General features: G+C 69.3%; 10 protein-coding genes and 1 pseudogene. 1 reads left to right on the top strand and 10 read right to left on the bottom strand.

Features of this window, described 5'->3' with window-relative positions; translation table 11 throughout:
- Nucleotides 1-259 precede the first annotated feature (259 nt).
- The 6 genes and pseudogenes from IEY93_RS20680 to IEY93_RS20705 form a co-directional block, all read right to left on the bottom strand.
- Nucleotides 260-913, bottom strand: a pseudogene (locus IEY93_RS20680) (sugar phosphate isomerase/epimerase family protein); the annotation flags it as partial.
- Between the two features lie 5 nt (nucleotides 914-918).
- On the bottom strand, nucleotides 919-1,668 hold the full coding sequence (locus IEY93_RS20685) for a ferredoxin-NADPH reductase (protein ID WP_189164753.1): 750 nt from the start codon (nucleotides 1,666-1,668) through the stop codon (nucleotides 919-921).
- Nucleotides 1,668-2,564 carry a carbohydrate ABC transporter permease gene (locus IEY93_RS20690; RefSeq protein WP_189164754.1) on the bottom strand — a complete coding sequence of 299 codons (897 nt, stop codon included), beginning with the start codon at nucleotides 2,562-2,564 and terminating at the stop codon, nucleotides 1,668-1,670. The genes IEY93_RS20685 and IEY93_RS20690 overlap by 1 nt, the downstream gene beginning before the upstream one ends.
- The gene (locus IEY93_RS20695; protein ID WP_203968386.1) at nucleotides 2,561-3,481 is read right to left on the bottom strand and encodes a carbohydrate ABC transporter permease; all 921 of its coding nucleotides are present in this window, start codon (nucleotides 3,479-3,481) and stop codon (nucleotides 2,561-2,563) included. Before IEY93_RS20695 ends, IEY93_RS20690 begins: the two co-directional genes overlap by 4 nt.
- Nucleotides 3,482-3,557: 76 nt before the next feature.
- The gene (locus IEY93_RS20700; protein WP_189164755.1) at nucleotides 3,558-4,859 is read right to left on the bottom strand and encodes an ABC transporter substrate-binding protein; all 1,302 of its coding nucleotides are present in this window, start codon (nucleotides 4,857-4,859) and stop codon (nucleotides 3,558-3,560) included.
- 28 nt (nucleotides 4,860-4,887) lie between these two features.
- On the bottom strand, nucleotides 4,888-5,904 hold the full coding sequence (locus tag IEY93_RS20705) for a hydroxyacid dehydrogenase (protein WP_229691312.1): 1,017 nt from the start codon (nucleotides 5,902-5,904) through the stop codon (nucleotides 4,888-4,890).
- 363 nt (nucleotides 5,905-6,267) lie between these two features.
- On the opposite strand from IEY93_RS20705, the gene IEY93_RS20710 reads away from it, so the two are divergent.
- Complete coding sequence (locus IEY93_RS20710) at nucleotides 6,268-8,226, top strand: DUF2264 domain-containing protein (RefSeq protein WP_229691313.1); 1,959 nt, start codon at nucleotides 6,268-6,270, stop codon at nucleotides 8,224-8,226.
- Here the strand turns inward: IEY93_RS20710 and IEY93_RS20715 are convergent.
- The 4 genes from IEY93_RS20715 to IEY93_RS20730 all read right to left on the bottom strand — a co-directional run bounded on the left by IEY93_RS20715 (nucleotide 8,218) and on the right by IEY93_RS20730 (nucleotide 12,566).
- Entirely contained in the window at nucleotides 8,218-9,312 is a 1,095-nt protein-coding gene (locus tag IEY93_RS20715; RefSeq protein WP_203968387.1) for a substrate-binding domain-containing protein, read from the bottom strand. The two genes, IEY93_RS20710 and IEY93_RS20715, sit on opposite strands and share 9 nt — an antisense overlap.
- Before the next feature lie 407 nt (nucleotides 9,313-9,719).
- A complete protein-coding gene (locus tag IEY93_RS20720; RefSeq protein WP_189164757.1) occupies nucleotides 9,720-10,361 on the bottom strand; it encodes a trimeric intracellular cation channel family protein in 642 nt (213 codons plus the stop codon).
- Between the two features lie 73 nt (nucleotides 10,362-10,434).
- Nucleotides 10,435-11,136, bottom strand: coding sequence for an alpha/beta fold hydrolase (locus IEY93_RS20725; protein ID WP_189164758.1), 702 nt, complete (start codon nucleotides 11,134-11,136; stop codon nucleotides 10,435-10,437).
- Between the two features lie 800 nt (nucleotides 11,137-11,936).
- Complete coding sequence (locus IEY93_RS20730; protein WP_189164759.1) at nucleotides 11,937-12,566, bottom strand: GntR family transcriptional regulator; 630 nt, start codon at nucleotides 12,564-12,566, stop codon at nucleotides 11,937-11,939.
- Nucleotides 12,567-12,595 lie beyond the last annotated feature (29 nt).

Consider the following 12,595-nt stretch of genomic DNA (forward strand, 5'->3'; position numbering starts at 1 on the left):
CGCCAGAACCGAGCGGACCAGGTGCTGGCGATATCCCATGCGCCCGGTCACCCCATTCATGACCACGCCAAGGGTCTCCATCCGTCCTCCTCGACCTAAGGGACTTTTCCGCGGAACCGCTCCCCACAGGGCGGGCCTCGTCCAAGTAGCGTCGCAAGGTGGCCGCCTCGCCGCTCAGCATGCCCGGGTCGTCACCGGGGACGAATTCGAGAGAGGCGTCGATCCTCCTGCCGGTCGACGCCAGCACGCCCATCACCGCCCGCCACAGCGCCGCACGGTGATCGAGCGGGAGGCGATCCTCGGACGTGGGCCACCAGCTGAAGACGTGCACCGCGTCCACGCGCTCCAGCACGGCCCGCAGACCCGCCAGCGCCTCGTCGTCCGGCATGCCGTTCGGCGGCTGCCAGTAGGTCCGCAACCCGGGAACCTCGTCCAGCATGGACAGAGCGGATTCGATCTCGTCGGTGAGCGTGCCGGCGTGGAACTCGGTGGCGACCACGATGTCTCCCGCGCCGTCCACGCACCGCTTCAGACGGTCGAGCGTTCTGCGGCGCTCCGCGGGGCCGGCGGTCGCGGAGGCCAGGTCTCCCGCCCACACCCGCACCCGGGGGGCGCCCAGAGCACGGGCGGCGGCCAGCACCTGCCGCCACAGCCGATCGGCCTCGTCCGGATCGGCGGGGACGCCCGCCCGGTAATACGAGCCCAGGGCCGAGACGGAAAGACCCGCTGCTCTCGTCGCCTCGCCCAGACGGCCGATCCCCTGCTCGTCGCCAAGCCGCACGTGGGCGTCCTGGCCCCATTCAATGTGCTCCAGCCCGGCCTGCCGGGCAAGCGCGATGATCCGCTCCGGGAAAAGCGGTCGATAGGTGACGCTGCACATCCCCGCCGTCATCAGCCGTGGCGGCGTCCTCATCGCGGTCAATCAGATCCCCCGGCGGTCGCATTCGGACGTGCGGTGTCGCATGGATCGAAGGCGCCGCCCGGGAGGATCGGGGCCACGACGAACCGCATGGTGGCCCAGGCGACGTACAGCAGAGGAGAGCACATGAGGAAGATGCCCGCCATCGGCTTCAGCAGGACGACGGCCACGGCCAGGCCGAGCACGGCGATGCTGAGAACGGACAGATACCAGCGCCGCACCACGAGGTAGAGGCAGGGCAGCACGAGAGAACGCAGCCGGGCCGTCCCTGGCTCTTCGGCCAGCCGCACCAGCAGCGTGAAGGCCACCGCCATCACCAGCGCCGACACGGTGGAGAAGAACGGGACCAGCGCCGGTCCCCACGTCGTGGGCGCGACGGCGGCCACGTCGACGATCAGCACGCTCACGGCCGCCGCGCCGCCCGCGCAGATGAGAAGCGCCCGCGGCGCCGCCCGCCGGTAGGAGGACCAGAAGGCGCCCAGCACGTCCGTCGATCCCTCCCCCAGCCCGGCGAAGCATCCGAACGCGCCGACCAGCGCCGGTCCGCACAGCACCGACAGCACGGCGAAGAAGGGCCACGACGCGAGTGGATCGCGCACGATCGCGAGCGCGGCGAGGAGCGGCGCGCACGTCACGGCGAGCAGGACGTTGGTCATCAGCCCGGCGTACACGGTGGAGAACAGCTTCTCGTAGGTCTCCTGCCGGGCCGGCCTGAGCAGGCGCGGCGCCCGCGCGTGGTGGGCGCTCATCACTTGAGTCCGCTCGTCGCGATGCCGCGGATGAAGTACCGCTGCCCGATCAGGAAGAGGATCACGATCGGCAGCACCGACAGCACGGCGCCCGTCATGATCATCGCGTACTCGGCGTCGTACTGGCCGACGAACGAGCGCAGGCCGAGCTGGATGGTCCACAGCTCGTTGCTCGTCAGGTAGATGAACGGGCCCATGTAGTCGTTCCACGTGTTCACGAACGTGAGCAGGGCGAGGCTCGCCAGCGCCGGTTTCGACAGCGGCAGCATCAGGCGCCGATAGATGCCGTACTCGGTCAGGCCGTCGATCCGCGCGGCCTCGCACAGCTCGTCCGGGATCGACATGTAGTACTGCCGCATGAGAAAGACGCCGAACGCGCCGAACGCCTGCAGCAGGATGATCGACCAGTAGGTGTTCGTCAGTTCCGCGCGCTGCATCATGATGTACTGCGGCACCATGTACGCCTGCCACGGCACCGCGATGGTGGCGATGTAGGCCAGGAACAGCGCGTCCCTGCCGGGGAAGCGCACCTTGGCGAACCCGTAGGCGGCGAAACTGCCTGTCAGCAGCTGCAGGAGGGTGATGGCGACCGACAGGAAGACCGAGTTGCCGAGGTAGGTCGCCATCGGGATGCGGTCCCAGATCTCGATGAAGTTCGACCAGCGGAACTCCTGCGGGATCCACTCGATGGGAACGGTGAGAACCTGGTTGTTCCGCTTGAGCGAGGACGACACCATCCACCCGAACGGCACCAGCACGAGCAGGGCCACCGCGAGGAGGAACCCGTACGCGAGCGCCCTCCGGACCAGACGCGGTCCCCGGGAACGGGGGCGCGCGGATCGCTCGGGTGGCCGGGGCGGGGCGACGGCCGGGGGAGCATCGGGCAGCGCGGTCATCGGGTGCTGCTCCGTTCGTTGAGGCGGAACTGGACAACGGTCACGGTGAGCACGATGACGAAGAGCACCAGGGCGATGGCCGAGGAGTAGCCGAACCGCCCCTCGGTGATCCCCTCCCGGTAGATGAGCTGGGACAGGACCAGTGTGCTGCGTCCTGGCCCGCCGTCGGTCATGACCACGATGAGGTCGAGCACCTTGAAGCTCTGGATCGTCAGCATGACGACGACGAAGAACGTCGTGGGGCGCAGGCACGGCAGGGTGATCTTCCAGAAGCGCTGCCATGTGTTGGCGCCGTCCACCCGGGCGGCCTCGTAATACTCCTTGGGGATCGTCTGCAGACCGGCGAGGAACAGCACCATGTAGTAGCCCATGTCCCGCCACACGCTCGTGACGATCACAGCGGGCATCGCCCAGTCGGTACTGGCCACCCATCGGGGCGGATCGTCGACGCCGAGCGCGTGGAGGAACTGGTTGACCGGTCCGGCCGTCGGGTTGAACAACATGTTCCACACGACGGCCACCGCGACCAGCGAGGTGATGTACGGGAAGAACGCCGCAGTGCGGAAGAACTGCACCCCGCGTAACTTGCGGTCGAGCGCGACCGCCAGGCCGAGCGCCGCCACCAGCGTGAGCGGGATGTGGCCTCCCGCGTAGGCGAAAGTGTTGCGGAGCGCGACGTAGAAGTTCTCGTCACTCAGCAGCCGCCGGAAGTTCGCCGCCCCCACCCACTCGGGCGAGTTGTACGAGTCCCATTTCAGGAACGCCAGAGCGAACGCCGCGAGCATCGGGATCAAGGTGAACAGCGCGAACCCGAGGAAGTTCGGGAGGATGAAACTCCATCCGATGAGGATGCCGCGCCAGGCGGGTCGCTTCGGCGGCGAACCGCCGGGCGCCGATCGGGTCATTGCTTGAGCCATGGCCGTCCTTCGTGACCTCCTGCTCTTCACGGAGATGTGGCGGGCCCGCAGTGCCTCGGGAACCCGCCGCCGTTCCCTAATTGAGCACTTCGCTCTTCACGCGGTCCCCCATCGAGCGGATGCCCTCGTCGATCGACTTGTCGCCGACCATGATGAGCTCGTGCTCCTCATTGAGGATCGTGTCGACGTCGGAGGTGTGTTCGCTGACGGGCATCTCCAGCACGACCTTGTCGGGCTGGAAGGCCTTCTTGGACAACTCGTCGGTGGGCATCCCGGTATTCGAGAAGTACGCCTGGGTGATGTCGGTGCTCTGCAACGCCGGCACCACGCCGAGCTTGCTGATCGCCTCGGCGCCGGCCTGGCCGGCCGCGAACCGCACGAACTTCTTGGCCGCGTCCGCGTGCACGGCCCGCTTGTTCACCGCGAAGGCGGTCGGCGAGCCGAACGTCGTCATGCCGGTCGCACCCGGCCGCTGCGGCATCGGCGCCAAGGCCCAGTCGACGTCCGTGGCGCCCTTCTGCTTCTGCTGGAGGATGCCGGAGATGTACCAGGTGCCCATCGGCAACATCGCCGTGGTGCCGCTTTCGAAGATCGTGCGGTAGTCGGACTTCTGTGCCTTCGCCGTGCCGAAGTCGAGGGTCGCGCCGTCCTTCTGCAGCCCGAGCGCCATCTCGTACTGGTCCTTGAAGAAGGAGTAGTCACCGCCGAGCTGGTCGCCGCCGGTCTGCGCGGCGGAGATGGCGTGCACCACCGACCGCCAGGTGTGATGGTAGGTGCCGTAGACCTTCTTGCCCCCCTCGTCGTGCGTGAGGCTCCGGGCGAGTTTGGCGTACTCGTCCCAGGTCAGCTGGGAGGGCATCGTGACGCCCGCCTTCTCGAAGTACTTCTTGTTGTAGTACAGCAGCCAGAAGTCCTGCCGGAACGGCAGCGCGTAGTACTTGTCCTTCACGTTGAACGCGGGCAGGCCGGCCAGCTTCGAGGTGTCGGTCGACGTGACCGCATCGGTGATGTCCGCGAGCTGCCCGCGGCTGGAGTAGCGCGCGTAGTCCGTGACGTTCTTCATCGTGATGACGTCGGTCTGGTCGCCGCCCGCGAGCATGGTCGTGACCTTGTCGGGGTAATCGTCGGCGAGGATGTCCACCGGCTTGACCTTGACGCCGGGGTTCGCCCGCTGGAAGGCGTCGAACAGCGCCGTGAACTCGGGGGTCTTGGCGAGGTTCCACACGGCCACGGTCAGGGTGACGTTTCCATCGCCCGTCTCGTCGCCGGAACCGCCTCCGCACGCGGTCACCGCCAAGGCGAGCGCGACCGCGACCGCTGTGCGTCCGACGAAGCGGCGTCGCCCTTGGGCCCTTCCCACCGAGTTCGAAGCGATCATTTCTCCGGCTTCCTTTCCTGCGCTGAGGTCAGGCGCTGACCGTGAATTCGTCTGCGGTCACGACCGCGCGGGGCGGTTGACCGGACAGGTAGCGCTCCAGCTCGCTGAGGGCGCTCTCGCTCATGCGCCGGGTCTCTGATCCGAGGGATCCGGCGACGTGGGGGGTGATCATCACGTTGGGCAGGTCGTACAGAGGTGAGGTCGCCGGGAGCGGCTCCGGGTCGGTGACGTCGAGGATCGCGTCGAGGCGCCCCTGGGCGCACTCGCGCTCCAGAGCCGTGGTGTCCAGGACCACGCCGCGCGCGGTGTTGATCACCGTGGCCCCGTCCGGCAGCCGAGCCAGCTCGGCTGCCCCGATGAGGTGGCGGGTGGACGGAAGCGCGGGCACGTGGAGGGTGAGCACGTCGGAGCGCGGCAGCAACTCGGGCAACCGCACCAGGCGGGCGCCGGCAGCGCTCACCTGCGCCGCGTCCGCGTAGGGATCGGCGACGAGCACGTCGGCCTCCAGACTGCGCAGCCGCTCGACCACCCGGCGCCCCACTCGGGAGAAGCCGACGACGCCGATCGTCCGCCCCCGGTTGGACAGCTCTCCGCGGCGCCCGGCATACGACCAGTCCTGCCGATGTACGCGCGCGTCCTGTGCGAGGAACGGCACCTTCTTGCCGGCGAAAATGATCGCGGCCAGGGTGAATTCGGCGACCGGGATGGCGTTCTCGTCGGCGGCGTTGGTGACCAGGATGCCGCGGCGCCAGACCTCATCGGTGACGAAGCCGCGCACCGTGCCCGCACAGTGGAAGATCGCCCGCAGCCGGGGCGCGTCGGACAGCCGCTCGGCCGTCAGCGACGGACAGCCCCACGAGGTCACGAGCACCTCGACCTCGCGCAGCCGGCGCCGTACACGCGTCGTGTCGAGATCACCGGTCGCCACCGGATCACCGAGCTCCACGAGGGTGTGCAACCGGCGCAGCTGGGGCTCCTGGAACTGCATGGTGAAGTGCACGGGATCCATGACCAGCAGGGCCTGCGGCCGTCGTCCGTTCGTCACTCGCGATCCTTCCGGAAAGCGGTTACCAGCAGGCCGATCATGTCCGCTCACTTCAATCACGTCAATACCTTATTGATCAGGATTGATCAGAAGGCTCGATCGTTGTCGGATTGAATGAGGGCCCCCTGGACGCGAGCAGAGAACCGGGGCGTGGCTTCTGGGCAGGACATCACCCGGCAGTCAACGCGATCGAGTTGAGCGCGTCAAGACCGGGCATGGCGCCACAACGATCAGAGCCGATCTCGCATCGGTCTGAACCGATCGATATGTGCCCGCATCGATCACACATACCTTGACCGTGTCAGGCCCGCATGCCACCATCGCGTCAGCTGCCGGTGACGTGAACGTCACACAGACGCGTGGATGGCGTCGCATTCGACGACGGCCGGGCGGAAGGACATGCGGACGTTGCGCGAGCTCGACGACCTGAAGCTCTCCCCCTTCACCGGATGGACCAGAGCGCACTGGGCGGCGCTCGCCGACCGCGTCCTGCTGGCGGCCCGTCGACACGCCTCGGCGTCTCACGCCCACATCTCGTTCCCGGGCGCCCCCGGAGGCTACGGTCCGGACGTTGACGCGCTCGAGGGGTTCGCGCGCACGTTCCTCGCCGCCGGATTCCGGGTGGCCGGAGAGAACGGGCATGATCCGCTGAACCTCATGGAGTGGTACGCCAAGGGCCTGGCCGCGGGCACCGACCCCGGTTCGCCGGAGCGCTGGGTGCGGCTGGACGAGCACGACCAGGCCAAGGTCGAGGCCGCGTCGTTGGCCCTGGTCCTCCACCTCACACGGCCGTGGCTGTGGGACCGCCTGGCACCGAGGGTGCAGGAGCGGGTGGTCGAGTACCTGGCGCCGGCGATCGGGGCGCACTATCCGCCGATCAACTGGATCTGGTTCCAGATCGTCGTCGAGCAGTTCCTCGCCTCCGTCGGCGGCCCGTTCGCGCGGGAGGACATCGAGGCGGGGCTCGCGCTGACGGACGGATTCGCCCGGGAGAACGGCTGGTACGCCGACGGCGCGGAACGCGCCTACGACCATTACGTCGGATGGGCGCTGCACCTCTACCCGCTCATCTGGACCGAGATGGCCGCCGGAGACCCCGCCGCGGACGTGCGGCGGCCGGTCTACCTGCGCCGGCTGGAGCGATACCTGCGCGACGCCGTCCACCTCGTCGGCGCCGACGGCTCGCCCCTCGTCCAGGGCCGCAGCCTCACCTACCGGTTCGCCGCCGCGGCCCAGTTCTGGCTGGGCGCGCGGGCGGGCGTCGTGACCCCTTCGCCGGGTGTCCTGCGCCGCGCCGCCTCCGGCATCGCCCGGCATTTCGCCGACCACGGGGCGCCCGACGACGAGGGCCTGCTCACGCTGGGCTGGCACCACCCGTGGCGGCCGATCGCCCAGTCCTACTCCGGACCCGGGTCACCGTACTGGGCCGCCAAGGGCTTCCTGGGACTGTCCCTCCCCGCCGACCACCCGGTCTGGACGGCGGTCGAGGAGCCCCTGCCGGTCGAGTCCCACGACTACCACCTCGTCGTACGCTCGCCCGGCTGGCTCGTGAGCGGGACGCGTGCGGACGGCATCGTACGGGTGACCAACCACGGCACCGACCACTCCCATCCCGGAGCCGCCCTCACCGACTCCCCGCTGTACGCGCGCCTCGGCTATTCGACGGCCACCTCGCCCGTACTCGCCGGGGAGCACGCCGGCCACCCGCTGGACCAGTCGGCCGTGATCCTCACGGCGAACGGCGAGCCCAGCCACCGCACCGGATTCGAGACCCTGACCGTCGATCGCCTGCCCTCGGGGACGCTCGTCGGCGCGTCCCGGTGGCAGGCGCACTGGATCGAGCCCGATCGGGCGAACCCCGACCACGGATACGGACGAGCCGGTCAGGTGCGCCTGGGCCCGTGGATTCACACGATCTCGGTCGTGCGCGGTCCTTGGGAGGTACGCCTGATCCAGGTGTCCGCGGCGGGGAGCGAGCAGGGCGTGCTCCGCGTCGGCGGATGGCCGCTGCCAGGGGCGGGTACGGCCCTGGCGGCAACGGCCACCGTGTCGGGTGACACCGCACACTCGCGGGTCGTAGGCGGGGAAGGGCTGAACACGTCCGGCATTATGTCCGCGGAGGACGCCTCGCCGCTCGCGGCCCGGATACGCATCCCGTGGTGCGCCACGACCGGCCCGGCTCGGCCGCACAGCTGGTACGACGCGGCCGTCTTCCTCGGCGGACCCGAACCCGGGAAGTCGCCGGCCGTGTGCTGGGACGACTCTGTGGCGGTCGTCACCTGGCCGGATGGCGAGGTCGACAGACTGGATCCCTCACGCTGAGGACGAGCGGATGATGAGGCGGGGTTCGATGACGACACGGTGCGTGGGGCGGTGCGCGTCGTCGTCCGCCAAGCGCGCCGCGAGCAGCCCGAAAGCCGCATGCCCGACGGCCGCTTTGGGCGGACGGACCGCGGTCAGCGGAGGGTCGCAGAGTTCGGCCACCTCGTCGTCGTACGCGACGACGGCGAGATCCGCCGGTATCCGGATGCCGCGTTCCTGACAGCGGTCCACCAGGGAGATGGCCTCCGGGTCGGAGTGGACGAGCAGCGCCGTCGTCCTGGAAGTGACGCACCGGTCGAGCAGGTCGTCCAGCGCGTGAGGCCACTCGGGGGCTCTGCGGTCGACCGTGTTGACATCCACGGCGTCTTCCAGCCCCAGGCCGAGTTCCTCGCAGGCCTGTCGCCAACCGCGCCGCACATGCGGGCTCGTCGGGCTGTCCATCGTGGTGACCACTCCGATGCGCCGGTGCCCCAGCGCGGCCAAGTGCCGTACCGCCATCGCGGCCCCGTACACGTGGTCGCTGACCACCGACTCCATCGCCTCCTGGTAGGGCCCGGCGACGGCGGCACGCTCGACGAGGACCACGGGCACCTCGATGGACTGGAGCCAGCGCACCAACGCCTCGCCGTCCTCCCCCGTGGTGGTCGGCGCCACCAGCAGGGCGTCGACTCCCACCGAATCCACCAGCCAGGTGAGCTGACGCCGCTCATCGGCGGCCTGGTAGGTCGCGCCCCGCAGGACGAGGCGCGTGTCGGAGGCGGCCGCGGCCTCACGCACTCCCCGGACGACGTCCGGCCAGTAGTAGTCCAGCGACGGCACCACCATCCCGACCGTCGCCTGGATTCCGGCCTCGCCGGCCGCGACCGGCATCGGCTCCGGAGACGGTGAACCCTCAAGTAACCGACCGATCAGTGCGCCCGATGCCACGGTCGCGCCGGGGAGGGCGGCTCCGCCGCGGACGCGCCGGATCAGGCCTTGGGACGCGAGCAGGGCGATGTCACGGCGGACGGTGATGGCCGAGACGGCGAGCTCCGACGCCAACTCGGTGACCCGCAGGACACCACGTCTCCGAAGCAGCTCGATCACTCGGGCCCGCCGCTCATCCGGAAGCGGTGCGGCCGAGTCGGACACCGTCATTCGCCAACCTCCACCCGTACTCGGTAACTCCCCGCCTGCGCGAGCCCCGCATGCCGGTCCGCGCCGGCGGTGCCGCATCCGGCGGCGAAAGGACGCGGGCCGGTTCCTCGCGGGCGGTCGCAGATCCCCGATGTCCGAGCAGCGGGCCACGCGTGCGGTCCGCCACCCGCTCACCAGAGCCGTTCGCGGTGCCCATCGCCCTCCTCACCGCGTGGCGACCAGTGTATCGATCGAAGGTGATCGAAGGTGATGCACGTGCGTCACCGGGAAGCATCCGCGCACCCGAAGCGCGCCACCCGCCACCGCCACACTCGTCCGCTGGACCGGCACGGCGAAACCTCGCAGCAGGGGCCGATCTACCGGGCCTTCAACGCGCGTTGCTCGGGGAAGGTCCAGCCGAAGCGGATCGCGATCAGACGCAAGGTCGTGGTGACGCCCACGCAGACGAGACCCGCGATCGCGATCGGTGTGCCGAACGCGACGAGCACGATCAACATCCCGGCCCCGGCACCGGCCGCGACCGCGTAGAGGGTGCCGACCTGGAGGAAGGAGATCGGCAGGCTCAGGATGATGTCGCGCAGCATCCCGCCGCCGATGGCCCCGATGACGCCCGCGACCAGCGCCCCCGCCTCACCGGTACCGAGCGAAAGCGCCTTCGAGGCCCCGATCGCGCCGAACAATCCCATCACGACCGCGTCCAGCCCGGTGATCAGCCAGTCGACCCGCGCGAGGACCGGTTGCAGCGCCATGCCGAGGATCGCCGACGCGCCGGCCACCAGCAGGTACCAGTTCTTCCAGAGCACGACGGGCGGCTGGTCGAGCACGATGTCGCGCAGCAGGCTGCCCCCGAGCGACACGGCGAGCCCGATCACGACGACGCCCAGCACGTCGATACGGCGGTGCCGCTCTCCCGCAGCGAACAGGGCGCCTTGGAGGCCACCCAGTCCCGCTGCGAGGAGTTCGATCCACAGCGCCACCTGAAACGGCATGACGGACATCCGGCTCACGCTCCGAGAATTCGGGGCCGGCTCGCGAGGAACGCGAGCCGGCCCGGGATGATGCGGCCGCCTGTCAGCCGATGGCGTTCTGCGCGGCGGTGACGATGACGTCGGCGACGGTGCCGGCCTGCGTCGCGTACAGGGCGTGGCTCGCCGAGACCTCGGTGATCTCCGCACCGATGCGCTTGGCCATGTGCTGCAGCATCGCCTGGTCGAACGCCTTGTCCTCGGTCGCGATCACGGCCCAGCTCGGCTTGTCGCGCCAGGCGGCGTTCTTCACCGGCGTAGAGAAGACCGCCATGTTGATCGGCACCTGCGAGTCACGCAAGAAGGCGGCGTCGGCGTCGCTGGTGTCCGCCGCGAAACCGGCCTTGAACTTGTCGCGGTTGATGAAGCCGTAGTAGTCGTCCCCGACGTCGACGACGAAGTCGGGTGTCGGGGCGAAGCCGTCGTACTGCTGGGCGGTCGTCTCGCCCGCGTCAGGCGCCAGCGCGGACACGTAGACCAGGCCGGCGACGTTCGGGTGCACTCCGGCCTCGGTGATGACCGTGCCGCCCCAGGAGTGGCCGACGAGGATCGCCGGGCCGTCCTGCAGGTCGAGCACGCGGGTGGTCGCCGCGACGTCGTCCTCCAGCGAGGTGAGCGGATTCTGCACGATCGTGACCCGGTAGCCCCGCGCGGTCAGCCTGTCGTACACCCCCCGCCATCCCGAACCGTCAGCGAACGCGCCGTGCACCAGCACGACGTTCTTGATCTCTTGACCGGTGCTGGTCATGAGGCTTGTCCTTCCGTGTTCCGCGCCGGTGTCGCCGGAGCGGTATCGAGCAGGATCGGCGCATCCGGCCACCACGTAGCCACCGAATCCGTTGAAGTGCAGCTAATATATTGGATATTACATATTGGCGCTAGTGCCCGGTGTCGGCCGCCGCCACAGGAGCGGACACCGGCGACGGGTGAGTGTGGACGCCCTTCAGTGACGTCTGGAGGGTGATCAAGGGGAAATCGGCGGCCGTGCCGCCCGGCGAACCGCCCGCGAGCCCGACCTGGCGACCGGAGGACTCAGGCGGTCGCGCAAGGGGGCGATCGTGGATCCGGTCGAGCCGCAGATCCGGGAGCCGCTCAAGGGGTTCCCGCATGCCGGCCACAGTGATCGCCGAGCCGATGGACCCGCTCGATCACGGTGCTCAAGGACCCGGGCCGGTTGCTGCGCCCTCAGTACAAGCCCATCGATCGCGTCTCGCGGACCACGTATCAGGCGGGCGAGCCGGCCCAGTGCGATCGGTGGTTCCCTGCGGCGCGGGTGCCGCAGGGAAGTGGACACCCGGGCAGCCCGCCGGCGCCGGTCATGGTCAGCGGCTTTCGCGGTGGCCGATGGCCCGGACGCTGTCCCCAAGACGGCCGGGGATCTGTTCGCCGGGCACCGAGCGCTGTTGTCGCAGCTGGGCGAGTTCCGTAGCGGGCTTCGCCGGCACATCCCGCGGACCACGGCGCTCTACGTCAGCACACCCACCCAGGTACGCGGTCAGCCGGTCCAGCTCGTGGACCGGCAAGGACCGGACATCATCGACAACTCGTTCACAGCTCCTGCAGCAAGGTGCTCCAGTTCTCGTCCACCAGGCGGGCCGCCAGCCCGCCGTCGCGCTGTTCACAGGCCTCGATGATCTGCTGGTGCTGCACCACGGAGTGGCGCGCGGCGGGCGAGGAGAAGCGCTGGTGCTCCACGCGGCGCACGAGGGGGGTGAAGCGGTCGATCGTCGCCTCGATGGCCGAGTTGCCGCAGCGATGCACCGCCACGGCGTGGAACCGGTCGTCCGCCGCCAGCGCCGCGGCGGCATCGTTCGCCTCGAGCGCCTGGGTGAACGCCTCGTTCGCCGCACGCATCGCGGCCAGGTCGTCGGACGTCGTCTCCGGCGCGGCCATGCGTGCGGCGAGGGAGTGCATCGCCTGCACGACGACAAGAGCGTCACGAACCGACTGCGCGGTAAGCGGGGTCACCCTGGTGTAGCTGTAAGGCTTGCTCTCGACGAGTCCCTCGTCCGCCAGTTTGGCCAGAGCCTCTCTCACCGGAGTACGGGACAGGCCCAGCTTGCTCGCCAGCTCCGCGTCCTTGATCGCGGCGCCCGGTTCCAGCTCACCACGCACGATCGCAGCCCGGATCTCCGCGGCGGCACGCTCTCTGAGCGACCCATATCCAATATACTGCATATCAGTAAGCGTAGGCCGTCGAAGATCCC

It is taken from the genome of Sphaerisporangium melleum, from assembly GCF_014646695.1.
GTDB classification, from domain to species: domain Bacteria; phylum Actinomycetota; class Actinomycetes; order Streptosporangiales; family Streptosporangiaceae; genus Sphaerisporangium; species Sphaerisporangium melleum.

Coding starts and splice junctions, on each gene's coding strand:
- IEY93_RS20685 (WP_189164753.1), bottom strand. CDS start 1,668: ATGAGCGCCCACCACGCGCGGGCGCCGCGCCTGCTCAGGCCGGCCCGG.
- IEY93_RS20690 (WP_189164754.1), bottom strand. CDS start 2,564: ATGACCGCGCTGCCCGATGCTCCCCCGGCCGTCGCCCCGCCCCGGCCA.
- IEY93_RS20695 (WP_203968386.1), bottom strand. CDS start 3,481: ATGGCTCAAGCAATGACCCGATCGGCGCCCGGCGGTTCGCCGCCGAAG.
- IEY93_RS20700 (WP_189164755.1), bottom strand. CDS start 4,859: ATGATCGCTTCGAACTCGGTGGGAAGGGCCCAAGGGCGACGCCGCTTC.
- IEY93_RS20710 (WP_229691313.1), top strand. CDS start 6,268: ATGGCGTCGCATTCGACGACGGCCGGGCGGAAGGACATGCGGACGTTG.
- IEY93_RS20720 (WP_189164757.1), bottom strand. CDS start 10,361: ATGTCCGTCATGCCGTTTCAGGTGGCGCTGTGGATCGAACTCCTCGCA.
- IEY93_RS20725 (WP_189164758.1), bottom strand. CDS start 11,136: ATGACCAGCACCGGTCAAGAGATCAAGAACGTCGTGCTGGTGCACGGC.
- IEY93_RS20730 (WP_189164759.1), bottom strand. CDS start 12,566: ATGCAGTATATTGGATATGGGTCGCTCAGAGAGCGTGCCGCCGCGGAG.